Origin of the sequence: Pandoraea sp. B-6, assembly GCF_000282835.1 — a bacterium.
GTDB classification, from domain to species: domain Bacteria; phylum Pseudomonadota; class Gammaproteobacteria; order Burkholderiales; family Burkholderiaceae; genus Pandoraea; species Pandoraea cepalis.
Window position 1 is genome coordinate 153,600 of the sequence record NZ_KB290502.1, and the last position, 25,974, is coordinate 179,573.

General features: G+C 65.1%; 25 protein-coding genes. 5 read left to right on the plus strand and 20 right to left on the minus strand.

Going from position 1 to position 25,974, the window contains the following annotated elements; genetic code table 11:
• Positions 1-41: 41 nt before the first annotated feature.
• From A985_RS0107035 to A985_RS0107070, 8 genes are all read right to left on the minus strand, one after another.
• On the minus strand, positions 42-998 hold the full coding sequence (locus tag A985_RS0107035) for an FAD-dependent oxidoreductase (protein ID WP_017232693.1): 957 nt from the start codon (positions 996-998) through the stop codon (positions 42-44).
• Positions 995-2,107 (minus strand): threonine synthase, encoded by a 1,113-nt coding sequence (locus tag A985_RS24515; RefSeq protein ID WP_157211376.1) that lies wholly within the window; start codon positions 2,105-2,107, stop codon positions 995-997. The genes A985_RS0107035 and A985_RS24515 overlap by 4 nt, the downstream gene beginning before the upstream one ends.
• A gap of 146 nt (positions 2,108-2,253) precedes the next feature.
• Entirely contained in the window at positions 2,254-3,300 is a 1,047-nt protein-coding gene (locus A985_RS24520; protein WP_157211377.1) for an ornithine carbamoyltransferase, read from the minus strand.
• Between the two features lie 121 nt (positions 3,301-3,421).
• Complete coding sequence (locus A985_RS0107050; protein WP_083902220.1) at positions 3,422-4,387, minus strand: diiron oxygenase; 966 nt, start codon at positions 4,385-4,387, stop codon at positions 3,422-3,424.
• Entirely contained in the window at positions 4,380-5,849 is a 1,470-nt protein-coding gene (locus A985_RS26950; protein ID WP_017232697.1) for an adenylosuccinate synthetase, read from the minus strand. The genes A985_RS0107050 and A985_RS26950 overlap by 8 nt, the downstream gene beginning before the upstream one ends.
• Entirely contained in the window at positions 5,846-6,901 is a 1,056-nt protein-coding gene (sbnB, locus tag A985_RS0107060; protein ID WP_017232698.1) for a 2,3-diaminopropionate biosynthesis protein SbnB, read from the minus strand. Before sbnB ends, A985_RS26950 begins: the two co-directional genes overlap by 4 nt.
• The gene (gene sbnA / locus A985_RS0107065) at positions 6,898-7,983 is read right to left on the minus strand and encodes a 2,3-diaminopropionate biosynthesis protein SbnA (RefSeq protein WP_157211378.1); all 1,086 of its coding nucleotides are present in this window, start codon (positions 7,981-7,983) and stop codon (positions 6,898-6,900) included. The genes sbnB and sbnA overlap by 4 nt, the downstream gene beginning before the upstream one ends.
• A 209-nt stretch (positions 7,984-8,192) precedes the next feature.
• On the minus strand, positions 8,193-9,113 hold the full coding sequence (locus A985_RS0107070) for a methyltransferase domain-containing protein (RefSeq protein ID WP_017232700.1): 921 nt from the start codon (positions 9,111-9,113) through the stop codon (positions 8,193-8,195).
• A 442-nt stretch (positions 9,114-9,555) separates the two neighbouring features.
• On the opposite strand from A985_RS0107070, the gene A985_RS28495 reads away from it, so the two are divergent.
• Together A985_RS28495 and trmL are read left to right on the plus strand one after the other, a co-directional pair.
• Positions 9,556-10,065 carry a ComF family protein gene (locus A985_RS28495; RefSeq protein WP_017232701.1) on the plus strand — a complete coding sequence of 170 codons (510 nt, stop codon included), beginning with the start codon at positions 9,556-9,558 and terminating at the stop codon, positions 10,063-10,065.
• A 16-nt stretch (positions 10,066-10,081) separates the two neighbouring features.
• Entirely contained in the window at positions 10,082-10,552 is a 471-nt protein-coding gene (trmL, locus tag A985_RS0107080; RefSeq protein WP_017232702.1) for a tRNA (uridine(34)/cytosine(34)/5-carboxymethylaminomethyluridine(34)-2'-O)-methyltransferase TrmL, read from the plus strand.
• Here trmL and A985_RS0107085 read toward each other — a convergent pair.
• The 5 genes from A985_RS0107085 to A985_RS0107105 all read right to left on the minus strand — a co-directional run bounded on the left by A985_RS0107085 (position 10,534) and on the right by A985_RS0107105 (position 13,559).
• Positions 10,534-11,064 carry an O-acetyl-ADP-ribose deacetylase gene (locus A985_RS0107085; protein WP_017232703.1) on the minus strand — a complete coding sequence of 177 codons (531 nt, stop codon included), beginning with the start codon at positions 11,062-11,064 and terminating at the stop codon, positions 10,534-10,536. The two genes, trmL and A985_RS0107085, sit on opposite strands and share 19 nt — an antisense overlap.
• A 154-nt stretch (positions 11,065-11,218) precedes the next feature.
• Positions 11,219-12,238 (minus strand): NAD(P)H-dependent glycerol-3-phosphate dehydrogenase, encoded by a 1,020-nt coding sequence (locus A985_RS0107090; protein WP_017232704.1) that lies wholly within the window; start codon positions 12,236-12,238, stop codon positions 11,219-11,221.
• Positions 12,239-12,301: 63 nt separating this feature from the next.
• Complete coding sequence (secB, locus tag A985_RS0107095) at positions 12,302-12,808, minus strand: protein-export chaperone SecB (protein ID WP_017232705.1); 507 nt, start codon at positions 12,806-12,808, stop codon at positions 12,302-12,304.
• A 65-nt stretch (positions 12,809-12,873) separates the two neighbouring features.
• Positions 12,874-13,134, minus strand: coding sequence for a glutaredoxin 3 (grxC, locus tag A985_RS0107100; RefSeq protein WP_017232706.1), 261 nt, complete (start codon positions 13,132-13,134; stop codon positions 12,874-12,876).
• A 17-nt stretch (positions 13,135-13,151) separates the two neighbouring features.
• Positions 13,152-13,559, minus strand: a complete 408-nt coding sequence (locus tag A985_RS0107105; protein WP_017232707.1) for a rhodanese-like domain-containing protein — start codon at positions 13,557-13,559, stop codon at positions 13,152-13,154.
• 234 nt (positions 13,560-13,793) lie between these two features.
• On the opposite strand from A985_RS0107105, the gene gpmA reads away from it, so the two are divergent.
• The 3 genes from gpmA to A985_RS0107120 all read left to right on the plus strand — a co-directional run bounded on the left by gpmA (position 13,794) and on the right by A985_RS0107120 (position 17,316).
• The gene (gene gpmA, locus A985_RS0107110; RefSeq protein ID WP_017232708.1) at positions 13,794-14,540 is read left to right on the plus strand and encodes a 2,3-diphosphoglycerate-dependent phosphoglycerate mutase; all 747 of its coding nucleotides are present in this window, start codon (positions 13,794-13,796) and stop codon (positions 14,538-14,540) included.
• 429 nt (positions 14,541-14,969) lie between these two features.
• Positions 14,970-16,493, plus strand: coding sequence for a S41 family peptidase (locus A985_RS0107115; RefSeq protein ID WP_017232709.1), 1,524 nt, complete (start codon positions 14,970-14,972; stop codon positions 16,491-16,493).
• Positions 16,494-16,563: 70 nt separating this feature from the next.
• Positions 16,564-17,316: a molybdopterin-synthase adenylyltransferase MoeB gene (locus A985_RS0107120; protein WP_017232710.1), complete on the plus strand. Its 753-nt coding sequence runs from the start codon at positions 16,564-16,566 to the stop codon at positions 17,314-17,316.
• A gap of 154 nt (positions 17,317-17,470) precedes the next feature.
• Here the strand turns inward: A985_RS0107120 and ptsP are convergent, their stop codons facing one another.
• The 7 genes from ptsP to amt all read right to left on the minus strand — a co-directional run.
• The gene (gene ptsP / locus A985_RS0107125) at positions 17,471-19,207 is read right to left on the minus strand and encodes a phosphoenolpyruvate--protein phosphotransferase (RefSeq protein ID WP_017232711.1); all 1,737 of its coding nucleotides are present in this window, start codon (positions 19,205-19,207) and stop codon (positions 17,471-17,473) included.
• A 144-nt stretch (positions 19,208-19,351) separates the two neighbouring features.
• Entirely contained in the window at positions 19,352-19,621 is a 270-nt protein-coding gene (locus tag A985_RS0107130) for an HPr family phosphocarrier protein (protein WP_017232712.1), read from the minus strand.
• Positions 19,622-19,624: 3 nt separating this feature from the next.
• Entirely contained in the window at positions 19,625-20,038 is a 414-nt protein-coding gene (locus A985_RS0107135) for a PTS sugar transporter subunit IIA (protein ID WP_017232713.1), read from the minus strand.
• 169 nt (positions 20,039-20,207) lie between these two features.
• Complete coding sequence (gene gshB, locus A985_RS0107140) at positions 20,208-21,146, minus strand: glutathione synthase (RefSeq protein WP_017232714.1); 939 nt, start codon at positions 21,144-21,146, stop codon at positions 20,208-20,210.
• 60 nt (positions 21,147-21,206) lie between these two features.
• The gene (locus A985_RS0107145; protein WP_017232715.1) at positions 21,207-22,508 is read right to left on the minus strand and encodes a hypothetical protein; all 1,302 of its coding nucleotides are present in this window, start codon (positions 22,506-22,508) and stop codon (positions 21,207-21,209) included.
• A gap of 435 nt (positions 22,509-22,943) precedes the next feature.
• Positions 22,944-24,233: a glutamate--cysteine ligase gene (gene gshA / locus A985_RS0107150; RefSeq protein ID WP_017232716.1), complete on the minus strand. Its 1,290-nt coding sequence runs from the start codon at positions 24,231-24,233 to the stop codon at positions 22,944-22,946.
• Between the two features lie 357 nt (positions 24,234-24,590).
• On the minus strand, positions 24,591-25,974 hold a 1,384-nt coding region (gene amt / locus A985_RS0107155), incomplete at its 5' end, for an ammonium transporter (protein ID WP_017232717.1).

Here is a 25,974-nt window from a genome sequence, read left to right on the forward strand (position 1 = left end):
CCCAAGGTTGTCATCCCTCGCCTGCTATCCGAAGGCGGGGGCTAGTTGTGTGATGCCACGCCCGTGAGCCGAAGCACCTCATTGGCGCATCCCCACGACAACGTGAAGCCCCCGCCCCCATGGCCGTAGTTGTGAAGCAGACACGGGTGGTCCGCGTCGCGCGCCACCCGTGTCACCCGTCGCATCGGCCGAAATCCGAGGCGGACTTCAACGACACGCAGCGCGGCGACGCCATCACACAGCCCGGTGCATCGGCGTACGATGTCCTCGACCTGCCGCTCGCCGATCACGGTCGACGTCAGGTCGGGATCGGCGGTGCCGCCCAGTACGATGTCCTCGTTCCGTTCGACCACGTATGTCGGCGCCTGCGGATCGGAATCGTCGATGAAGCAGCCGCGCACGGCGGCGTCGCGCTCTGCCCGAAGCACAATGGCGCGCGACAACGATAAATCGCTGTCGCCAAACGGCCGGCTTCCATAACCGCAGCAATTCACGACGTGCTCGGCGTCACCGAGCAACGACGCCGGATCGCCGACGCGCTGCGCCACATACCGGCCGCCGAGTTCGAGGAACAGCGTCATCAGGTAGCGAAGATAGACCGCTGCGTCGGCCACGGGCACGTCCATGCGGTAAGCGCAGGCGAAACGCGACGGCACGTCCGCTGGCGCCAGACGCTCAAGACCGCTGGCGCATTCCGTCCACCACGGCGGCCCGGCATCGCGTTGAAAATATTCGGTGAGCACGCGCATCCGCACGCCTGACGCCGCGTCGGCGGACAGGCGACGCATCGTCGCGTAGGTTTGCCGGGCGCGTTCGAGATAGACGAGGTCGGGCGCCTGATAAAACGGATGCCAGATGGCCGCCGCGAGCGCCGACGTCGTCTGCGCCGGCCCCTCTGCCGCGTAGATAACGACGTCGCACCCGGCCAACGCCATCGTCACGGCCGTCGTCAGGCCGCTGACCCCGGCACCGAGCACAATGATGCGCGGGCGGATCACGGCTGCGCCTCCGATTGCACGTATCCTGGGTCGTCAGGCATGCGGCGCGGCGCAGCTTCGACATAGCCCCGCAGTTGGCCGGGCGTCACAGCGTCAAAACACTGCGGAGATTTCAGGCCGCTTCCCGTCCCGAGCAGCACCACGCGCGACCGGGGCTCGATGCGCCCCGTCGCGAGACACTCGCCCAATGCGGCGTAGCCGGCGGCCGTCGACGGTTCGAACCACAGGCCGAAGCGCTGCGCGAGATTGCGCGCCGCCACCATGATCCGTGCGTCACTGAGTGCGACGCACGCGCCGCGCGTGGCACGCAAGGCATGCAGGGCCGCGAAATGATCGCGCGGACGACCGACCGCCAGACTGTCGGCCACGGTGTCCGGGCTGACCTGCGTGGGCGACGCAGGCAAGGCCATGGCATCGTCGCAGGCGCGCCAATCGCGCGTGATGCTGCTTGCGCTGTCGGCCTGCGCCGCGAGCAATCGCGGCATGGCGGAGGTAATGCCGAGCGAATAGAGATCGAGAAACCCCGCCGCGATGCCTGACAGAATGTTGCCGTCCCCCGTCGGCACGATGACCCAATCGGGCACACGCCAATCGAACGCTTCCGCCATCTCGAACGCGCATGTCTTCTTCCCCTCGCGCGTGAAGGGATTGATGCCCGTATTGCGACAGCACACGCTGGCGTCGTCGGCCATGCGCTCGGCGATGTCGAAGGCGTCGTCGTAGCTGCCCTCGACCTCGCAGACCTTCGCCCCATATGCGCGAATCTGCGCGAGCTTCACGCGAGGCGTGCTTGCCGGCACGACCACGGTGGCCGACATTCCCTGCGACGCCGCGAGGCACGCCAGCGACGCACCGGCATTGCCGGTCGATGCGGTCACCGCATGCTGGCACCCGGCGCGTTTGGCGACCGCCAGCACCACGTCGGTGGCGCGGTCCTTGAGCGATCCGCTTGGGTTCCGCGCCTCATCCTTCACCCAGAGACGGACGCCGCTGTCGTCGCCGCAATCGACCAACGGCGTGGCGCCCACGACCAACCGGCTCGCCCAGTGCGCTTCAACCGGAAGGAGTGCGCCATATCGCCACATTCCCCGTCCCTGAAACGTATTCACGATGTCCGCGGCGCATGGCGAATCCGCGTCCGCCCGCCGTTGAATGCGAAGATTCTGCCCACACACGGGGCAGCGATAACGGATCGCGCCCCACGCCTGCGGCGTTGCACACCTCACGCACACGTAGTGATACGAAAACGGCGGCCTCACGCGAGGCACCCCGGATTCAGCAGGTGCGCCATCACGGCATTCTGCGCATGAAGTCGATTCGCGGCCTGGAGGAAAACCCACGACGACGGGCCATCGATCACGTCGTCCGTCACCTCCTGCCGCCGGTCAGCGGGAAGGCAATGCAGGTAGCCTGCGTCGGGCGCTGCGCGTCGCATGACGTCGGCGTCGACGCACCAGTCCCGGTACCGCTCGAAGACGTTGTGCATGACGGCCTCGTCGACCGGATCGCCGTGACGTTGCGGAAGATGCGCGAGACTGCACCACGATTTGGCGTAAACGGCGTGCGCATCGGTCACGCCGTCGCGCAGATCGTGGGTCACGCGCAGACGCGCCCCGGTCTGCTCGGCGAACCGCGTGGCCGCGGTCATCACCTGCGGATCGAGGCCGAGCGATGGCGGATGCGCAAGCGTCACGTCCATCCCGGATTTCACTGCGGCGAGCAACAGACTCTGCGGCACGGCCACTGGCTTGTGCCAGCTACCGGAATACGCCCAACTGATGCACAGCCGCCGGCCGGCCAGCCCGCCCAATTGCTCACGCATCGTCATCACATCGGCAAGCGCCTGACACGGATGAAAGCGGTCGCACTCCATGTTGATGACGGGCACCCGACTCGACTGAGAAAAAGCTTCGAGATGACGATGCGCCGCACCGTACACCCACCCGGCCGGTGCGCCATACATGCGAATGGCAATCGCGTCGCCATAGGATGAGAGCACGCGCGCCACGTCGGCCACGCGCTCCGTTGAGTACGGAATCTCCGCCTCGGGTAGCGCGGGCGTATAGATCCCGTTCAGCGGATCGAGGACGATCGCATGGCCGCCCATTCGCGACAGTCCGGTCTGGAAGCTACTGCGAGTGCGTAACGACGCGTTGTAAAACAGAAAGTAGATCGTTCGGCCGCGCAGCGCAGATTCCGTGTGCTGCGGATAGCGGCGCTTGAAGGCGAGCGCCGCCTCAAGGAGTGCGCGATACTCCGCCGCACTCATGGTCAGATCGGGGGCTAGCCAGTGGCAATTCACAGATCTCTCCTGGTGGTGTATCGGCGAAGCGCGGGGACAGCACAACGTTGCCCGCCGGGTTGAACCGGTTCGGCCGCATGATCGCGTGCGTCGCCACGTCAGCGGCTCGACCGGCCGACGCTCAAGGCGGCCGCCAGCGACTCGCTTGTTGCGCGAAGCGTTCCGCGCAGGCCATGCCCAATCGCTCGAACAAGCGCCGTGGCACCCGCGCCGCTTCCATCATCTGCACGCCCACTTCGAGCGGGTCGATGCTCTCGCGGATCACACGATCGGCTTCAGTGGCATCCAGCCCGACGGCACATAGATGCGCTCGCAACACCGGCAATTCAGGCGCAAGAAACGCGGTCATCAGGTCCGGAAGCAGAGTGTCGAGAAACGCGCGGTCCGCTGGGGATAACGACGGAATCCACTCGCTGGAAAAGCGGACAAACGCCGCCTGATGACGTCGTTCGTCGGCGCCATGTTCGCTCAGCATTGCGCGCACGGGCGGGTAGATATCGTCACCGGCCCCCGCCTGCCGCAGCGTGCCTGTGATCAATGTCTCGGTCACCGTTGCCGCTGCGACGATGGCCATCTCGCGATGCGTTTCGGGCACCGCCGCACACAACGCCAGCACGCGTACGACACTCAGCGATGGCGTTCGCGCCAGCTCATACCCCGCCTGTTTCAACAGATGTCTGCGGAATCGCTCCATCATCCACGTGTGAAATCCCTCGTCCGTGTAGATGGCGAGCAGATCGTCACGGCTGACCGACGCGATGCCAGGCATGTCGAGCATTTGCTCGATGGCGCGATTCACGATGTGTAGTTCGACACGTTCCGTCTTGTTCAGGTAATCGGCCAGACGGCGCGCACTCAACTGCTGCCGAGCCGCCTGACCGCGTTCACAGACCAGCGGATGCGTGGCATACGGCATGAGCGACAGGTTGAAGAACAGGTGCTCGGGCCGCAGCGGCGGGAACGGTGCCTCCCCGCCGCCGCGGGTCACGGCGGCGACGTCTCGCCACGGCCGCTGCCCATGCTCGACCGATCCGCCATCGCCGGGCAGGCACGTTGCAACGCTGCTCCCCGTATGCCGGTCAGACATGCGGGGACGCTGCGACGACAAGCGCCGGTTGATGCGCGCTCAGCGATACCAGGCTGGCCCGTTCCGGCCCCAGTCCGATGCCGGCCAGCGGCGCGCCGATTTGCCGCTCGACGAAATCGACGAAGCCATGCATGGCGGCGTCGAGCTTGCCTTCGCGTCCGAGTGTGAGTGAGTGCTCGGACAGTCCGGGATAGATCAGCACGTCGGGCATGACGTCGCTGGACAGCACGTCGCGATTTACACGCATCGGCACGCCCTGATAAGTCGAATGGAAGTAGTGGGCCAGGCAGTCGACCTTGTTGAGGTAGACGCAGTCGATAGCGTGGGCCTTGACGACCTCTCGCAACTGCGCGAGATCGAGCATGCCGATACGACGCGGGCGCCCCGTCCCCGTGCCGTACTCGCCGGTGAGCATGCGAAGCGCGGTGCCCACGTCGAACGGATCGTTGGAGCGCAGCAGTTGTTCCGGCGAAAAGCGTACCTGCTCGTCGGTCACGCCGAGGTGAGACTGGGACGCGTCATCGCAATATTGCGCAGAGCGCTCGCCCCCCAACTCCGACGGAAACGGGCCACGCCCCACGCGCGACATGATGGCCTTCGCCACGCCGATGGTCCGACGGTGGTACTTCGGCGACAGATCGCCCCCCACATACGCATATGCCGGCACCGTGTGGCTCGACGTGACATACGGCTGACAGCCGTCAACGACATCGAGCAACACCGACTGCGCCCCTTCGAACAACACCCTGGCGCCTTGCTTCACGCGATTCGCAAGCCATCCTCGATCGGGTTCGATGTAGGCGCGCAAGGTGTCGGCGACTTTCGGCAGGCTCAACAACAGATCCGACATTTCGGCGACCCAGGGCGACGTTCCCCCGTCCGCGTTGATCATGTGCGTGAAGACATCGCGCATCGAAGCTACGGTGTCCGCCTCGCTATTGAGCAGATCGCCGAGCATCAGATTGACGCGTTTGTCGTTGCGCACACGCAGGGCGCGATCCGCGTAGCACGGCCCGATGCCGTTACCCGTGGTACCGATCGTGCCGCCGCCGCGTCGATCCAGCGCAATGTGGTGGGGCTGCACGAGCGCGGCTCGCGCACTGATGCGTAGCCGGCCCTCGAGCGAGACGCCCATCTCGCGGAGTTGTTCGATCTCGTCAGCCAGCTTCCACGGGTTGAGCGCGCACCCAGACCCGATGTACAGCGTGGCGTGGGGATGAAACACGCCTGAGGGCAGTTGCTTGAGCGCGATGCGGCCGAAGGGCGTGTCGATGGTGTGGCCGGCGTTGGCGCCGCCATTGAATCGGGCGATCACGTCGTACCCCGCAGCGAGGGCATCGATGATCTTCGCTTTGCCTTCGTCGCCATATTGCAGACCGACAAGGACGTCGGCGAAGCCTTCGGCGGGAGGCGAAGCGAGGTGAGCGGCGGGGAAGGAGGCGCTACAGGTAACGGAGGTCATGCGCGTTGCATATCGTGGAAAAAATGGGGGATGGGCGCCTGCTGCGCAGCCAACTGTTCATAGACCCAACGCCCGACGGCAATGTCCAGGATGCCCAGACCGAACGGCGAAAACACAATCGGTCGATCACGCACCGGCGCCTGTCCGCCACAGAGCAAATGCGGCAGCGACGTCGTGACGAAGCGCCGATGACCGGTCTCGACTTCAGCGAGATGAAGCGAGGTCATCGCCCGCAGACAATGATCGATGTCGTCGACGACATTGTGGGACGCAAGAACGACCGCTGGCGCAAGGTCGCGAAGCGAGAGGTGCAGCACGACAGGGCAGTGAGAGAACCATTCCGGGTCGTTCACATAGGGCGAGGGCGCCGTCGTGGTGAATACGATCACGTCCGACGCACGAACGGTGCGTTCGAGCGAGGCTTCGGTACGCGCGTCGTAGCCGAGGCGCGTACTCATGCGGGCGGCAAGTGCCGTGGCGTAGTCCGGGTTCAGGTCGTGCACCGTCACGTCACCAATGGGCAGTGCCGCGAGCGGCAGACACTCGGCCACATGGCGTGCGATCACGCCGGCGCCGACAAATGCCACGCGCAGGCTTCGCGCTGAGGTCTTGGCCGTCGCCTTCGTGGCGAGCGCGTCGCTGGCGAGACACCGTAGCGCGCTGATCGCGCTCGCCGCCGTGCGCGCCGCGCTGATGAGGCTCGCTTCCATGCACGCCATCGGATAGCCCGTCGCCCCATCGTTCAGAATGAGGACGGCCGACGCGCGCGGCATGCCACGTTCGATGTTCGCGGGAAAGCTCGATATCCACTTGATGCCGGTCACCGCCTCGCCGCGGTCATCGCGAAGGTGCGCAGGCAACGCGATGATGCGATTGCGTTGCGCGTCGGGAAAGCGGAGAAACTGACTCTCCGGATTGACGGTGCGCCCGGCGTGATGCGCGCGATACGCCGCTTCGACCGTTTCGAGAACGGCAGCCTTCCGCGTCCCGAGAGTCGAACTGACCTGCGCTCCGGTGAACACACGAAATTGCGGTAGCGGTAGTGCGTTCATGGCAATGAAGGATCGACGGTATCGACGAGTGGCGACGGTCCGCATGGCGAACGCGGGCGGCCATCGATACAGGTGGCGGCCCAATCGGGGTCGTAGAGGGTGTCGAGATATTTGTCGCCCATATCGGGAGCGACGGCGACGACTGTGTCGCTGGCGGCGATCTCGACCGACGACAACTGCACGGCACGCAACACGCTGCCCGTGGACCCGCCCGCGAGCAAACCGCGCGCGGCCAGCGTGTGGCACATGCGGAGGGTTTCGGCCTCGTCAACGTAGACGATGGCGTCCGGCGGCTCGGCCTGCGACGCTTCAGACAACGCCGGGCGGCAACTCATGCCCAGTCCGGGGATGCGGCGAGGCCCGGGCGGGCCGCCGAACGTCACCGAACCGACGGCATCGACCGCAATGACACGGGTCGGCAGTCGATGGGCGCGCACGTAACGCAAGCAGCCCATCAATGTGCCGGTGGTGCCCGCGCCGACAAACAAGTGGTCGACGTTGCGATAGGCCGCGAAGATTTCCGGCGCCGTCCATCGATAGTGCGCACGCCAGTTGCCTGGGTTGGCGTACTGATTGACCCACACCCAACGCGGGTTACGCGCCACTTGCTCACGGATCCACGCGATGCGTGTGCCGAGATACCCCCCCTGCGCATCGCGACGTTCAACGCGCACCACGTGCGCGCCCGCCGCCTGCATGGCACGGATCGCATGACCCGACGTGTTGGGATCCGTGACGCAAGTGAACGGGTAGCCGCGATTTGCGCACACCATCGCCAGCGCCATCCCGAGATTTCCCGAGGACGATTCGACGATCCGCGTATTCACGTCAACGCGGCCCGCATCCTCCAGATCCTCGATGAGTTGAAGCGCAGGCTTCAGCTTGATGGAGCCGGCTGGGTTCAGACCTTCGAGCTTGAGGTGAACCGTGGCGCGACACAGCCCGTCAATCGCCGTGAAAACGGGGGAGGTCGGTCGCAGAAAGGCGCCATCGACGCGCAGCCCCTGGCGATCGCGCGTTGTTTCGCGTTGCGCAGGTTCGACCTGCGGCGACGCCACCCACGTTTCGTGCTGGTTCCCCACCCCGACCTCCCAATGTCTCGCCCGAAGGCGATTCGATGGCGTGGCGTAGCGAAGGCAATCCGCAAGGCCCTGTGCTCATGCACGCCGTGAAGCGCCATTTAAGCGAATCGGGCGTGCGCAGAACACCTGCAAGGTCGTGTAGGACGCAGGATACGGTGGGGTGTCAGGGCGCCAGCGGGAGGGGCCGGGTCCGCGAAACTCAGCGAAACTCAGCGAGGCCGGCCGCCGCGTCCGATGTCCTGAAGGCGAACGACGGCATTGCCGGCCGCATCGGTCTTCTCGGGAATTTTCCAGGCGTGCCCGTAGACGAGTTCGAACGTCAATGCGATCGTGCCGTCCGCACCGCGCTGACGTTCCAGCGCCGCACGCAAAGCCGCAAGACGCGCCCGCCCGGTAAGGCCCCTACGACGCTCGGGTCGTGGATTCACGCCGAGCAAACGCACGTCGCGCAGCAATGTGTCAGGCGTTTCGAACGTCAGCGTGAGGCGCTCCATGTCCGTGACGGGGGTATCGAATCCACTCGCCACCATCATGTCGCCCAAGTCATGCATGTCCGTCGGCTCAAGGGCATGCGGCGCGTCATCGACTTCCGCCCACGCCGCTCGCAACTCCCGCAGGGTATCGGGACCATAGGCCGAAAACATCAGCAAACCGTCGTTGCCAAGCACGCGATGCCATTCGGGAATGACGCGATGCGGCTCGCGATACCAATGGAGCGCGAGGTTCGACCAGACGAGATCGAAGGTGCGCGGCGCGAACGGCAGCGCGGAGAAATCGGCCTGCACGACGCCATAGGGCGGCGCACTGCGCAGCAGTCGGCGCCAACCGGTTGCTGCGCCTGCCGCCGCGGCGGCCTTGACCATCGCGAGCGACGCATCGAGCCCCACGCGATAGGCCTCGGGGTAACGCTCGCCGAAGCTCAGCAAATCGCCGCCCGTGCCGCATCCGGCATCGAGCACGCGGGTCGGCTTCAGCTTGATGTAATCGAGTCGGCTCGCGAGCCGCGATGCCACCTCCCGCATCAGGAAGTCGGCCTGCGGCCAGTTCGGCGCTCGGCGGTCGAACGCAGTGCGCAAAAAGCGAGCGGAGAACGCGGCGGACGGGGTCGGGGGAGCGGCGGAAGGCTTCATGGGACGGGCGAAAAGGCGAGTCGGCAGTATACTCGTTGCTGTCCGAATGCATCGTGCACCGCCACGCGCCCCGGCGCACGCCGTTCCATGCCGAGCATCGACGATGTCGACCGCCCCGCCTTCCCACCACTTCATCGCCGCTATCACCTTGCCCTTCCTCCCTGCCACCTTGCCAACGCTCGCCAAGCTTGCTGGCGGGTGGCTGCGCATGGCGTTGCCCGATCACTGCGCGCTTTGCCACCGGCGCGCACCGCGGCAGATCTGTGCCGATTGCGCACACGCCTTCGACGCCGACCGGCCTGATGCGCCGTTGCGCTGTCGCCAATGTGCGGTCGCATTGCCATCGCGGCCCACTTACGCGGACGAAACGGACTCGCAAGGCATCGGAGGTGCGACAATTTGCCGCACCCCACCCCCGCTCGTGTGCGGACAATGTCTGCGGTTGCAACCTGCGTTCGACACGACACTGACGCTCGCAGACTACGTGGCACCGCTCGATGCGCTGATGATTCGTCTGAAATACCATGGCGCCCTGCCATTCGCACGCGAGTTCGGCGAACGCCTCGGCAACGCCCTCTCGAATTGCCGAGACGAGGCTGCGCTGCTGGTGCCCGTACCGCTTGCGCCGTCGCGACTCGCGACGCGGGGTTTCAACCAGGCGTGGGAACTCGCGCGGGTCGCGTCGCGGCGGGCGCATCTGCCCGCCAGCGCCCACGTGCTGCACCGTGAGCGAACGACCGCCGCGCAGCGACGCCTGTCGCGCGATGAACGCCGACGCAACCTGCGCGGCGCCTTCGTCGCGAGCGACCAAGTCCGTGGGCGTCGGATTGTGCTTATCGACGACGTGATGACGACGGGTGCGACGTGCGACGCCGCGGCCGCCGCCCTCAAACGCGCCGGCGCAGCGCATGTGATTGCGGCAGTCGCATTGCGCACGCCGCTCACCTCATAACTCTGTCTCAACGCTCATGTTCAACGTCGTTCTCGTCAGCCCCGAAATTCCGCCGAACACCGGCAACGTCATTCGCCTGTGTGCCAATACGGGCGCGCGCCTGCACCTGATCGAACCGCTAGGCTTCCCGCTCGACGACGCGCGTATGCGCCGCGCCGGGCTCGACTATCACGAGTATGCCGAGATGAAGGTCCACCGGGATTGGGCCGCGTTTCTGAGCGCAGAAGCGCCGGATCCCACGCGCATGTTCGCGTTGACGACGCGCGGTTCGCGCCCCTTCGGCGAGCTGTCGTTCGCCAAGGGCGATTGGTTTGTGTTCGGATCGGAAACTCGCGGCCTCGCCCCGGAACTGCTCGATACATTCGCCGCGACGCAGCGCGTGCGACTGCCGATGCGCCCGGGCAATCGCAGCCTCAATCTTTCGAATACGGTTGCCGTCGTGGTCTTCGAGGCGTGGCGTCAACAGGGTTACGCCGGCGGGTCCTGACTCGCCAGTTCGGCGCGATAACGCGCCAGCATCGCACCGTCGAAACAAACGAACTCGACGTGCTCGATGCTCGGGAAATGCGGCAGCGCGTCGCGCACGGCGAAGACAGCCAGCGGCACGGCCAGCTCGGGGGGATAACCGTAGATGCCGCAACTGATGGCCGGAAACGCTACGCTGCGACAGCCGTGCGCCGCCGCCAGACGCAAGCTCTCGCGATAGCAGCTCGCGAGCAGCGCAGGCTCATCGTTCGCGCCGCCGTGCCATACCGGCCCCACCGTATGAATCACGTATTTCGCCTTGAGTCGAAATCCCCGTGTGAGCTTGGCCTGTCCCGTCGCGCAACCCTGCAGTTTGCGACAGGCGTCCAGCAATTCCGGGCCGGCGGCACGATGGATCGCCCCGTCGACACTGCCGCCGCCCAGCAGCGATTCGTTCGCGGCATTCACGATGGCATCGACCGACGATTGCGTAATATCGCCTTCGGAGGTGTGGAGATGGGCAACTGGCGACATGGGTTCGACTCCCTTGTGCGAGTGCCGACGACGGGATTCCGCCATCGGGGAAACGGCGCGCCGACTATCCTGCGAAGCATCGCAGGCCGGTCATGCTGCGCCGGGCGAGACCGGACAACGTCGCAACGTGCCAGTGAAGCGTCAGGGTGACGCCTCACCCCGCAGGGGTGTCGTCCTCTCGTTCCGCGCGGGCATCGCGCCGCAGCAGGGATTCCACCGCCGCACGGGCCGGTAGCCCCTCGAACAGCGTAGCGCATACCGCGTCGGTAATGGGCATTTCAACACCGTGCGCGCGGGCCAGATCGCGCACCGCACGTGCACATCGTACGCCTTCCGCGACGTGCCCCAACGATGCCAGCACGTCGTCGAGCGACTTGCCCGACGCCAGTTGCAGACCGACGGTACGATTGCGCGACAGATCGCCCGTTGCCGTCAGGATCAGATCACCCATGCCGGCCAGCCCCATGAACGTCTCGGGCTTGCCGCCCAGCGCGACGCCCAGGCGGGTCATTTCGGCCAGACCCCGCGTGACGAGCGCCGCGCGGGCATTGAGTCCCAGACCGAGTCCGTCGCTGACACCCGTGGCGATGGCGAGCACGTTCTTCACGGCGCCGCCGACCTCGACGCCGACCACGTCGTCACTCGAATAGATGCGCAGCGCGCCGAAGTGACACGCGGCGATCGTCAGTTCGCACAGCGACGGCACCGCGCTCGCAATGGTCAGCGCCGCCGGCAGTCCCTGGGCGACTTCGCGGGCGAAACTCGGCCCGGAGAGCGCGCCGCCCGCCACCTGAGGGAAGACCTCGGCAACGATCTGGTGTGGCAGCAGTCCGGTATCGGACTCGAAACCCTTGCACAGCCAGATCAGGTTGTGCGGCGCATCGGCCGCAAGCGCCATATGGCCGGCCAGTGCCCGCAGGCCGGCCACGGGCACAGCCGCTACGCACAAGGCGCGTTCACCCGTGCCATGCGTGAGCGCCGTTGCGAAGTCGGCTTCGAATCGCAGACGAGGCGACAGCGGCGAACCAGGGAGGTAGAGGGAATTTTCGTGCGAGGCGTTCAGTTGCTTCACGAGCGCCGCATCGCGCGCCCAAAGGACAACCTCATGGCGTGCCGCCATGTGACTCGCCATCGCGGTGCCCCAGGCACCTGCACCGAATACGGCAATCTTCATGAGAGAGGCCTCGACGCGAAGGCCGACGCCGGGCCGGCCGTCGCGTCGATCAAGCGCAAGCGCTTAGTGGGTCTGGGCGGCCGAGCCGTCGGGCATCACGATGCCCGGGGCCGGCGTTTCGCCGTTGGCCGCTTGTTGCTCGGCCAGTTGCGCCAGTCGCTGTTCGTACAGTGCCTGGAAATTCACTTCGGCCAGATGGATCGGCTGGAACCCGGCACGGCTGATGGCATCGGCCACGTTGGCGCGCAGGTACGGGTAGACGATCGTCGGGCAAGCAATGCCAATGAGGGGGTCGAGTTGTTCGACGGGCACGTTGCGAATCTCGAAGATACCGGCTTGCTTACCTTCGACCAGGAACGCGACCTTGTCCTTGATCTTGGCCGTCACGGTGGCAATCACGGCGACTTCGAAGATTTCCTCGGCCAGGCGTTCGGCGGCGACGTCCAATTGCACTTCCACGGTCGGCATCTCTTGCTCGAGGAAGATCGCGGGCGAATTCGGCTGCTCGAGCGACAAATCTTTCAAGTAAGCGCGCTGGATGCTGAAAAACGGCTGATTCTGGTCGGACATTTTGTTTCCTTGGGATAAGACAGCCGCGCAGACACGCGGCTGGGCGCACTATTTTGCGGGCGGTATCAGGCGGCTTGCAAGAGCGGCACGAGGCCGCCGGCACGGTCGAGTGCCGACAGATCGTCGTAACCGCCAATGTGGCGCTCGTCGATGTAGATCTGCGGCACGGTGCGGCGCCCTGTGCGCGTCATCATTTCCTCGCGGCGGGCGGGTTCCTTGTCGATCAGAACCTTCTCGATTTCCTGAACGCCACGCTGACGCAGCAGTCGCTCCGCCATCTGGCAATACGGGCACACTTGCGTGCTGTACATCACGATCTTCGGCATGACTGGCGATTCCTCGATTACTTCACGACCGGCAGGCCGGCTTCCTGCCAGGTGGCAATGCCGCCCTGGAGGCTGAACGCCTCGGCGTAGCCGAGACCGCGCAGCAACGTCTGGACGCGCGCGGCGCCCTGCCCGTTCTTGCACACGATCAGGACCGGCGCGGCCTTGTTCTTGATGACCTGCCCGACCTTTTGTTCGACGTCGTCGAGCGGCAGATTGCGCGCGGAGGGCAAGTGGCCTGCGGCGAACTCTTCGCCAGAACGCACATCGAGCACCACGGCGCCTTTACGGTTGATGAGCTGGGTCGCTTCCACAGTCGACAGACCGCGCCCGCCACGCTTGAATACGGGCCATGCCAGCATGCCCCCCGAAACGAGGGCAATGGCGATCAGCGCGAGGTTGGTGTAATCAGTAAAGAACGTCACAAACCACCTGAAAAATATCAAAAGAATCCGATCATTATAAAATAATCCGTGATTGCGCCGACGGGTTGCGTTGCCAATCGCTGCGCCGGACGTCGGCGGCCCCCTCGCCGCGCCCCCGAACGTCTCTGAATTGTTGCCGCAAATCCCCTTGCCGGGCCTTGCTGCGCAAGGCGCGGCGTGTAGCAATGCGCTCGCCGGCTGCCCCCGCTTTCCAACTCTGACTGACGTTTTCTCATGTACAAGCTCGTTCTCATCCGCCACGGCGAATCGACGTGGAACAAGGAAAATCGCTTCACCGGCTGGGTCGACGTCGACCTGACCGAGAAGGGCGCCGCCGAAGCCATTCAGGCCGGCAAATTGCTCTCTGACGCCGGCTACGCGTTCGATCTCGCCTATACGTCGGTCCTCAAGCGGGCGATCCGCACGCTCTGGCATGTGCAAGACGCCATGGACCAGATGTGGATTCCCGTCATCCATAGCTGGCGCCTGAACGAGCGTCACTACGGTGCGCTCGCCGGCCTGAACAAGGCCGAGACCGCCGCCAAGTACGGCGACGATCAGGTGCACGTCTGGCGGCGCAGCTACGACACGCCGCCGCCGCCGCTGGCCGCGGATGACGAGCGCAGTTCGTACCGCGACCCGCGTTACGCCAAGCTCAAGCGCGACGAGATTCCGCTCACGGAATGCCTGAAGGACACTGTGGCGCGCGTGCTGCCGTTGTGGAACGAGTCGATCGCCCCGGCCGTGCGCGCCGGCAAGCAGGTGCTCGTCGCCGCGCATGGCAATTCGCTGCGCGCGCTCATCAAGCATCTCGACAACATTTCGGACGACGATATCGCCGGCCTGAACATCCCGAACGGCACGCCGCTCGTGTACGAGCTGGACGCCGACCTCCAGCCCATCCGGCATTACTACCTGGGCGACGCGGAGAAGATCGCCGGCGCGTTGGCCGCCGTGGCCGCGCAAGGCAAGTCGAAGTAATCGTCGATCCTCGCCTGCGCCAATTGATGACACCGAGCGCGCCGCCCCCTTGCGGCGCGTTCGCCCCCCGTTTGGCGCGCCGCTACGTCTCTCCCTTCCGCCGCTTTCGCGGCACTTCCCCCCAGCACGTCCCCCGCTGCCCCCTCCAGTAACGCGCCGTAACACGATTTCCATCGCTTTCGGGCATCCTGCCCCGCGAGGTCCAATCCTCGCCAATGCTCGCTCCGCCAGCGAAAGCCCGCCGTTATCGAGCCGCGTGCCGGAAACATCCCCCACAAAGTCGCCGCAACCGGAACTTTTCGTAGAACCACTCAGGAAAACTCCCTGTCGAATGGGCAATGCCCGCCCTGCGGGCAAACGGTTATACTTCGCCAAAGTGCGCGCGCCCCTTGGCGGGCGCCCCGAAAAATCCGGAATTTCCACGCCTATATGCGCCAAACCCTCAAACACATCGGCCTGATCGTGCTGGGCCTCGCAACCGGTGCGGCTGCCACCCTCGCGTTCTCGCAGGCTTCCGCACAAACCGCTACCACGCCGTTGCCGCTCGAACAGCTCCGGCTGCTGGCCGAAGTGTTCGGTCAAATCAAGCGCGAGTACGTGCAGCCGGTCGACGACAAGAAGCTGCTGACCGCAGCCATCAAGGGCATGGTATCCAGCCTCGATCCGCATTCGTCCTATCTCGACAAGGACGAATACAAGGAGTTGCAGGAACAGACGCGTGGCCGCTTCGCCGGTCTTGGCATCGAGATCTCTCAGGAAGACGGCCTCGTGAAGGTCATCTCGCCGATCGAGGACAGCCCGGCCTTCAAGGCGGGCCTGAAGCCCGGCGACCTCATCACCCGCATCGATGACAAACCCGTGCGCGGCATGACCCTCGATCAGGCGGTCAAGCGCATGCGTGGCGCACCCGGCAGCAAGGTCACGCTGACCATCTACCGCAAGTCGGACGAGCGCACGTTCCCGGTGTCCATCGTGCGTGCGGAAATTCGCGTCCAGAGCATCAAGGGCAAGATGCTCGAGCCGGGCATCGCTTACGTGCGCATCACGAGCTTCCAGGAACGCACGGTGCCGGATCTGGCCAAGAAGCTGCAGGAGCTGGCCAAGGATCAACCGATCAAGGGTCTCGTGCTCGACCTGCGCAACAACGGTGGCGGCATTCTGCAGTCGGCCGTCGGCGTGTCGGCAGCCTTCATGAAGGAAGGCGCCACGGTCGTGACGACCAACGGCCAGATCGAAGACGCCAAGCAGAAGTACACGGCCACCTTCGACAACTACCGCCTGTCGGCGAGCCCGGACGATCCGCTCAAGGGCGAAGCCGCCTTCTGGAAGACGGTGCCGATGGTCGTGCTGGTGAATGCCTACTCGGCCTCGGCCTCGGAGATCGTGTCCGGTGCGCTGCAGGATTCGAAGCGCGCGCTGATCATGGGCAAGACGACCTTCGGCAAGGGCTCCGTGCAGACCGTGCGTCAACTGTCGCCGGACACAGCGCTGCGTCTGACCACGGCCTACTACTACACGCCGAGCGGCCGCTCGATCCAATCCATCGGCATCACGCCGGACGTGCCGGTCGACCAGAATCCGAAGGGCGATCCGGAAGACGTGCTGGTTACGCGTGAAATCGACTACCAGAACCATCTGCACAACACGCAGAAGCCCGACGAGCAGAAGGCCATCGACGCCCGCGAAGCCCGTCGCCTGGAAGAATTGCGCCGCCTCGAGGAAGAAAACGCCAAGAAGACGCCGGAAGAGCGCAAGAAGGAGCGAGACGCGCGCCTGCCGGATCTGGGCAGCGCCGACGACTTCATGCTCCAGCAGGCCGTTCATCAGCTCAAGGGCGAGCCGGTCCAACGCACGAAGTCCCGTCTGGAAGCCAACGCCGGCCCGATGCCGAAGGACGCGTCCAAGGCTGCCAGCCCCGCCGCGACGCCGGCCAAACCGTCGGACAAGAAGTAAGCATCGGCTTTACACTACAAACCGTGCCCGCGAAAGCCGGCACGGTTTTTTTATTCTTTTCCGTTTTGCGATGAACGACGACCAGTTGCTGCGTTACTCCCGCCACATCCTGCTCGACGAACTCGGTATCGAGGGTCAGGAGCGTCTGCTCGCGGCCCACGCCGTGATCGTGGGCGCAGGCGGTCTCGGCTCGCCCGCCGCGCTTTACCTCGCGGCCTCCGGCATCGGACGCATCACGCTGATCGACGACGACGACGTCGATCTCACCAACCTGCAACGCCAGATTCTTCACGACACCGACAGCGTCGGTCGGCCCAAGGTGGTCTCCGGACGCGACCGCATTGCGCAGATCAACCCCGGCGTGGTCGTCGACGTCGTCACCGCACGGGTGGACGAAGCGCAGCTCACAGCGCTCGCCCGCGGCGCCACCGTGGTGCTCGATGGGTCGGACAACTTCACCACGCGTCACGCCGTCAATCGGGCTTGTGTCACGGCGAGGGTGCCGCTCGTGTCCGGCGCGGCCCTGCGCTTCGACGGGCAGATCAGCGTATTCGACGTGCGCGACGACGCGTCGCCGTGCTACGAATGCATCTTTCCCGCCGACGAACCTTTCCCCGAGCAGGCCTGCGCCACGATGGGGGTTCTCGCCCCGCTCGTAGGCATTATCGGCAGCATGCAGGCGGCCGAAGCGATCAAGCTCATCACGGGCATCGGGAAGCCGCTCGTTGGGCGCCTACAGATGCTCGACGCCCTCAGAATGAGCTGGCACACCATGCACTGCGCCCGCAATCCGGAGTGCAAGGTCTGCGGCCAGCGCCACTGAAGGCATAGGGTCCGGCCGACGTTGACCGGGCGTCGCACGAACCCTCAAATCGCGCTCAACGCCCGCTGAGCGCGGGCGAAAAAAACGGGCCCCCTGTGACAGGACGCCCGCTTTTTCGTACTTGTGGGGGATGCGCGACGCCCCGGCCTGCCCGTCAGGCCGCCGCCAGGCGCGCCAGCGCCGCCTGCATCTCCTCGGGTTCAGTGGCGGCGAGCAGCTCCTGGACCGGCCGTTCCAGATCCGGCAGATGCGCCCGCAGGATTTCCTGCTTGACCTGCAGCAGTTGGCTCGGATGCATTGAAAACTCGCGCAGGCCCATGCCGAGCAGCAGACGGGTCGCCGTCGGATCGCCCGCCATCTCCCCGCACACTGCCACCGGCACGCCGAACGCATGCGCTTCGCGAATGGTCATGGCGATCAGTCGCAGCACCGCCGGATGCAGCGGGTCGTACAGATGGGCGACGGCGTTGTCCGCGCGATCGATCGCAAGCGTGTATTGAATCAGGTCGTTCGTGCCAATGGACAGGAAGTCGAGCCGCTTCAGGAACATCGACACCGTGAGCGCCGCCGCCGGCACTTCGATCATTGCGCCCAGCTTCACGCCCGGGTCGTAGAGCAGGCCCGCCGCGTCGAGCTGCGCCTTCGCTTCGCGAACGAGTTCGAGTGTCTGGTCGATTTCCTGCGCATGCGCGAGCATCGGGAACAAAACCTGCACCTTGCCGAAAGCCGACGCGCGCAAAATGGCGCGCAACTGCGTGAGGAACATGCGCGGCTCGGAGAGGCTCCAGCGAATGGCCCGCAGCCCCAGAGCGGGGTTCGGCGCCGTCTCGTACGACTCATGACTGTCGAGTGGCTTGTCGGCGCCAACGTCGATGGTCCGGATCGTCAGCGGCAGACCTCGCATCGATTCGACGGCGCGCTTGTACGCCTCGAATTGCGCCTCTTCCGCCGGCGCCTCCTTTTCGTTCATGAAGAGGAATTCCGTGCGAAACAGCCCCACGCCCACCGCGCCGGCGGCGACCGCCGTCGCAGCGTCCTCCGGCAATTCGATGTTGGCCAGCAACTCGATGTGGGTACCGTCGATCGTCTGCGCGGGCGAATGCTTCAGACGCTGCAGACGGCGCTCCTCGAGCGCACGCTCGCTTTGGCGGTAGCTGTACTCCTCGAGCACGATCGGCGCCGGGTCGACGATGACGATACCGTGATCGCCGTCGATGATGATGATGTCGTCCTGCTTGATGAGCAGGCTGGCCTGCGCGACACCGACCGCCGCCGGAATGCCCAGGCTGCGCGCGACGATGGCCGTATGCGACGTCTTGCCGCCAAGATCCGTGACGAAGCCTTTGAACGTCTGCGACTTGAACTGAAGCATGTCGGCCGGCGCGATGTCGCGGGCCACCACGATCATATCGTCGCGTGGCGTCTCAGCCACCACATGGCGAATGCCGGGCGCACCGGCGAGCGCCTTGAGTACGCGCTCGGTCACCTGTTCGATGTCGGCGCGGCGCTCTCGCAGATACTCATCGTCGATCTCCTCGAAACGGGCGACGAGCACCTCGAGCTGTGTGGTCAGCGCCCATTCCGCGTTGTAGCGGCGCTCGCGAATCAGCTTGATGACGGCGTCGGCGAGCAACGTGTCGTTGAGGATCAGCGAGTGAACGTCCAGGAATGCGCCCATCTCGCCCGGCGCATCGTGGGGCAGTTCAACCTTGAGGGTATCGAGTTCGTGCTGGACAGTCGCCTGCGCGCCGTGAAAGCGCGCGATTTCTTCATCGACCTGGGTGGCGTCAAGCAGATAGTGCGGGACATCGAGCGTGGCGGGCGCGAGCAAGTAGGCGCGTCCGATTGCGATGCCGCGGGAAACGGGAATGCCGTGCAGGGTGAAAGACAAGGAAGTCTCCCGGTTCAGAGGCGGATGATTCGACCGAAGTCCGTGTATTTTGCCGCGTACGGGCGGCGCTCGGCACGGTGAGTCGCCATTGGGCACAGGCGCGATCGACGCTCGCGGCGCACCGCGACTCACCGCAACGGCGTGTTACTCCCCTTCGCCGAACTTGCTCGCGATGAGCGCCAGGATTTCATCCATGGCTTGTTGCTCGTCAGCGCCTTCGGTCTCCACTTCGACCGTCGCGCCAATCCCGGCAGCCAGCATCATGACGCCCATGATGCTCTTCGCGTTGATGCGCCGACCATTCCGGGTCAGCCAGACCTCACTCTGAAATTTCGCCGCCAATTGCGTCAGCTTTGCCGATGCCCGGGCATGCAAGCCCAATTTATTTACGATCGTCGTTTCTTGTCGAAGCATGTTTCAGTGTGACGTAGTGTGTGTGGCCGGCGCACCCGCGCCGACTTCCAGAATACCTTTAGATCCGCCCGAAAGCACCTTCTCCACCAGCGTGTCGAGCGGCACCGAGCGATAGCACACCGCCTTGATGAGCATCGACAGGTTCACCCCCGAGAGCACGCGCACCTTTGGATCGACAAGTTGCGCAGCAACATTCGACGGCGTGGCCCCGAACAGATCGGTGAGGACCAGCACGCCGTTGTCTTCGTGCAACTGCGCGAGGCGTTCACGCGCCGTGACGACGAGTGCCGCCGTGTCCTGGTCGGGCACAACGTCGATCGCGCCGATGTGCGCCGGACAACCGCCGTAGATATGCGAAACACACTCGCGAAGTGCCGAGGCGAGCGGTGCGTGAGCAATAATCAGAATTCCAGCCATGATGCTAGGTACGCCAAGCGCCGCGCGTGTTTGGAAGACAAACACAACGGCGAACGCGAACCTGTCGTTTTTGGGACTGTTATTTTAGCAGGCGCGCAAAAAACCCGAATTTTCATCAAGTTAGGGGCTGTCTGAAACGACTCGTCGCCCGACCGGCCCCGGATTTGCCTTACACCGCCCGTTCCAGCGCGTCGATGAACATCTTCGGCACGTCGAAGCCGGTTTGCTCCGTAATTTCCTGGAAGCACGTCGGACTCGTGACGTTCACTTCCGTGAGGCAATCACCGATGACGTCGAGCCCTACGAGCAGCAGACCACGTTGCCAGAGGATCGGCGCCAGTGTTTCGGCAATCTGACGATCGCGCGCCGTCAGGTCGCGCGCCTCGCCCACGCCGCCGGCAGCAAGGTTGCCACGCACTTCATTGCCCTGCGGGATGCGCGCCAGCGAGTGCGGCACGACCTGGCCGCCGATGACGAGAATCCGCTTGTCGCCCAGCACGATCTCGGGAATGAAGCGCTGCGCCATCACCGAGCTGGCCCCGTATTCACCGAGCATTTCGATGACCGACCCAAGGTTGCGGCCATCCGGCCCGATGCGGAACACCCCCGTGCCGCCCATGCCGTCGAGCGGCTTGTAGATCACGTCGCCATGTTCGTCGTGAAAGGCGCGCAGGCGGTTCGCGTCGCGCGTGACCAAGGTCGGCGTCACGAACTGCGGAAACTCGGCGATCGCCATCTTTTCGGAGTGATCACGAATCGAACTCGGCTTGTTGAACACCCGGGCACCGGCGCGCTCGGCGACTTCCAGCAGCCACGTGGCGTTGATGTACTCCATGTCGAACGGCGGGTCCTTGCGCATGAGCACGGCGTCGAACTCGGTGAGCGCGCTCACCCGCGTTTGCACCACGTCGTACCAGGCTATCGCATCGCCCGTCAGGCGAATTTCCCTGACGCGCGCATCGACCGCCGCGTTTTGCCATGCCATCTCGTGCGTCTCGCACGCAAAAATGCGGTGCCCTCGACGCGCGGCCTCGCGCATCATCGAGAACGTGGTGTCCTTGTAGATCTTGAACTGGTCGAGCGGGTCGGCGATAAAGAGAATCTGCATCGATCGGCGGGAGTCTTTGGGGGTTCGGATGCACACACCGCGGGCAGCGGCGACAGGCGTCTATTCTAGCCGAGGCGCCATTTTGCCGCTGTGCATCGCCTCGACGAGCGGCGCGCCGCGCCCCCCCAGCGCACGTGCGCCGCTTCCGAGCGCCGCCGTCCCGCCCAGCCCGAGCAGCAGCGATGCGTCGCGCACGGGGTCCAGACGGGCGCGCATGAGCGACAAATGCGTCTTGAGCGTTTGCACGCCAATCGCGCAAGCCTCGCGCGTCTGGGCGCGCGACTGCCCAGCCAGCAACCGCATCGCGATCTCGCGCTGCACCGGGGTCAGTCCCGTCTCCCAGAGACGCAGCAGCAGCCGGATGGCGGGCGGCACGGCCAGGTGCAGGGCAATGCGCACGCGCTCGGTCGCTCGCCCCCCCATCCCGCACAAGTGCGTGGCGTGCAGATGCAGCGTGCCGCCCGGCACCTCGACCGCCGTGCAGACCGGCACACCCGGCGACGAGGCATCCGATGGGTGGAGTCTGAGTTCGTCGACCAGCGTCTGACACGCCTGCACTACGACGCACGCGTCGGGCCAAGCCCGCCCCGGCATGCGTTGCCAGACCCGTCGCATGAGCGTCAGCGCCGCGGGGTCGGCCCACTCCGGCTGACGCCGATGCCAGACAATCGTACCCGCCACGTCATCGCCAATCGCGCCCGACGGCTCGGGCCGAAGGGACTGCGCAGGCGATGTCATCGCGGTCATCGCGGTCATCGGCGGAAAACCGGGGCGCTTGGGTGGCGTGGCGAATTCGGCGGCGGCTGTCTCGAACGCCATCACTTCGCGCGCAGTGAAACGCGGCTGCGACCTGCGGCGCGAAACAAACAATCGCAACACGCCGGGGGGTGCGATGGGCAACAGATCGGCGCCGTCGCTGCGCGCCGCTTCCTCGTCGCACGCCCGGGGCGCCGGCAACAGACAAACGTCGAGCAAGTCCCCGTCGGCGAGGCATCCCGCCAGTTCCGGCGGACGACGCAACGACCAGGGCGCCGCGGCCAGACCGCCCCGCGAGCGCCGCGCATGACCGCATAACAGCTCGCCGTGCGCGAGCGAGCGCTGTAACTCCGCCACCGGCGGCATCGCCCAATCGCTGGCGGCAAACCGCTCGCAGGCCGACAGCGGTGCCTGCGGTGCGTACCAGCAGGTGGCCTCGGCCGTCGCGGCCGGGTCGTCCGACGCATGACACCAGAGCGCGGCGACGCCATCCGCTGCCAGACGTCGGCGCAGCGTCTCCAGCCACAGCGGCAGATAGCCCAGCGTCGGTACCGGCAGTTGATGGATTTGACGAAGGCCCGTGCGTAAATCCCCGTGCATTTCCATGTGCCTCCCAGACACCCCCATTCCGAGGAAATTTCCTATTCCGCATCGAGACGGACGCGCATCCCCCGTTCGGGGGATGTGGTGCACATCAAACGGTCGCATCATCGCTTCAATGCTGAGGCGAACGAGACGGCGGATCGGCACAGTACACCGATCCAACCGTCGAAGGGGGAGCGCAGGAAACCAGTTTGCGGGGGGAACCGCCCAGGGAAGCCCCGATTTCCGGTCGTTGCATGAGGCGACCGGTAAATGTGACGCCCGGCTAGTCGGGGGGCCAGCCGGGCGTCTTTTTCTTTTCGCCCCACGGAACTTGAAGCGTTCAAGGCCGCCGCCGCACAGGCAGGGCCTCACCTCAAATTCGGAAACATCTCAAACCAACGCGTGACCGAAAAGGCGTGAACGGATGCCACTGGTCGCCGCGCCGATCGTGCCGCGTCAATACGTTTCCGGATCCGGATCGGTGCGCTCAAGTTCGACCGACGCCGCGAGCAGCGCCAGACGCGCCACCACACCGTACATATAGAACCGGTTGGGCGGTGCCGCCCCCGGCTTGGCGTGGACATCGGGCAGTGCCGTATGCTCGAAGGCGAGCGGCACGAAGTGCATGCCCGGCGCGTTGAGGTTCTCGTCGGTCCCGCGTCCGGTGTGCACCCGGTAGAAACCGCCGACCACGTACCGATCGATCATGTAGACGACCGGTTCGGCCACGGCTTCGTTGATGCGCTCGAACGTGTAGACCCCTTCCTGCACGATCACGTCGTGCACTTCGAGGCCTTCCTTGACCACACTCATCTTGGTGCGCTCGCGCCGGTTCAGGTTTTTGATCTCGGCGGCGTCGTGCACCATCATCACGCCCATGCCGTAAGTACCGGCATCGGCCTTGATCACGACGAACGGCTTCTCGCTGATGCCGTACTCGCGATACTTCTTGTTGATCTTCTTGAGCACGGCGTCGACCGTATCGGCGAGCTTTTCTTCGCCCACGCGCTCGTCGAAATCGATGCCCTCGCACTTGGCGAAGTACGGGTTGAGCATCCAGGGATCGACGTCGATCATCTTGGCGAACTTCTTGACGATGTCGTCATATGCCGAGAAATGCTGGCTCTTGCGGCGCACCGCCCACCCCGCATGCAGCGGCGGCAGGAGGTACTGTTCGTGCAGACCTTCGAGAATCGGCGGAATGCCGGCGGACAGGTCGTTATTGAGCAGGATCGAACACGGATCGAAATTCTTGAGGCCCAGCCGGCGCGGTGTACGCTCGAGCGGCTCGATCACAACGTGCTGACCGTCGGGCAACTCGATGGTGGTCGGCTCGGTGATGTCGTCCGAGAGACTGCCCAGACGCACATGGAGCCCTGCGTGACGCATGATCGTCGACAGCCGCGCAAGATTCTGCAGGTAGAAGGTATTGCGCGTATGCCGTTCGGGAATGAGCAGCAGGTTCTTGGCGTCGGGGCAGATCTTCTCGATGGCGGCCATCGCCGCCTGCACCGCAAGCGGCAGCACCTCCGGCGCCAGATTGTTGAAACCGCCGGGGAAGAGATTGGTGTCGACCGGAGCAAGCTTGAAGCCGGCATTACGCAGGTCGACCGAACAATAGAACGGCGGCGTATGTTCCTGCCACTCGAGCCGGAACCAGCGCTCGATGGCGGGCGTCGCATCGAGGATCTTTTTTTCCAGGTCGAGCAAAGGGCCTTTCAGAGCCGTGACGAGATGCGGAACCATGCTTCTCTCATATCCAGATGGAATATCGATTGTAGAGCATACGCTCGGCGCCCCCCACCCTTGGGCGGGATCGGAGGACGTAGAGTGCGCACGCCGCGGTGAGAGAAGATGGGGACGAAGCGGGGAATCGCAAGCGAAAAAAACGGGTACCCGCCGGGTACCCGTCCAATGCCGGGGGCGGCTGTCCGACCAGCCACCGGCAACCTCTCTTGCTCGCCCTGGGCCGAGGTTGGCAGCGCATCGTTGCCGATTCGCGGGCGCTTGTTGGAAGTCACGCCCGGCCGGAGCCGGGCCTAAACCATGCGATGTCACAGCGTCGAGCGGTGGGGCAAACGCCCCCCACCGACGTCTGCGTCATCAGTTGTGATAAGCGGATTCGCCGTGCGAGGTGATGTCCAGCCCCTCGCGCTCTTCGTCTTCCGGCACCCGCAGACCCAGCACGATGTCGGCGATCTTGAAGGCGATGAAGGCGACCACGCCCGACCAGACGACCGTGGTGAGCACGGCCTGCAACTGGATCCAGACTTGACCGGCGATCGAGTAGTCCGGCGCCACCTTGTTGGCCACGTAGTCGTAGATGCCCGTGCCGCCAAGCGACGGGGCCGCGAACACGCCCGTCAGAATCGCGCCGAGCATACCGCCCACGCCATGCACGCCGAACACGTCGAGCGCGTCGTCGGCCTTGAGCAGGCGCTTCAGGCCATTCACCCCCCACAGGCAGATCAGACCGGCAAGCAGGCCGAGCACGATCGAGCCCATCGGGCCGACGAAGCCGGCGGCCGGCGTCACCGCCACCAGACCTGCGACAGCCCCCGAGGCACCACCGAGCATTGACGGCTTGCCCTTGCCGATCCACTCACCCGCCGTCCATGACAGCGTTGCAGCTGCGGTGGCGAGCAGCGTGTTCACGAAGGCGAGCGCGGCACCGCCGTTGGCCTCCAGCCCCGAGCCGGCGTTGAAGCCGAACCAGCCGAACCAGAGCAGCGAGGCACCGATCATCGTCATCGTGAGCGAATGCGGCTTGAACGCTTCCTTCCCGAAGCCAACACGCTTGCCGACCATGTACGAGCCGACCAGACCGGCGATAGCGGCATTGATGTGCACCACCGTACCGCCTGCGTAATCGAGCGCGCCCTTCTGGAAGAGCCAGCCGGCATGTGCCGTGGCGGCGTCGGCGGCGGCAGGGTCAGTGTAAGCGTCCGGACCCGACCAGAACCACACCATATGGGCGATCGGCAGGTACGAGAACGTGAACCAGATCACGGTGAAGAGCAGCACGGCCGAGAACTTGGTACGTTCGGCAAACGCCCCGACGATCAGCGCACAGGTAATGGCGGCGAACGCGGCCTGGAACGCCATGTACGCGTATTCCGGCACATTCACGCCCTTGCTGAAGGTCGCGGCGATCGAGTCCGGCGTCATGCCCTTCAGGAACAGACGATCAAAGCCCCCGAAGAACGCCCCGCCCTCGGTGAACGCGATGCTGTAGCCGTAGATCGACCACAGCACGACCACGAGCGAGAAGATGATGAAGCACTGCATCAGCACCGAGAGCATGTTCTTCGAGCGGACGAGACCGCCGTAGAACAGGCCCAGGCCGGGCAGCGTCATCAAAATCACCAGCGCGGTACAGGTCAGCAGCCAGGCCGTATCGCCTTTGTTCGGTGGCACGGGCGTTGCGGCGGCGGGTGCCGGCGCAGCGGCCTGAGCCGACGGTGCAGGCGCAGCCGCCGGCGTCGCA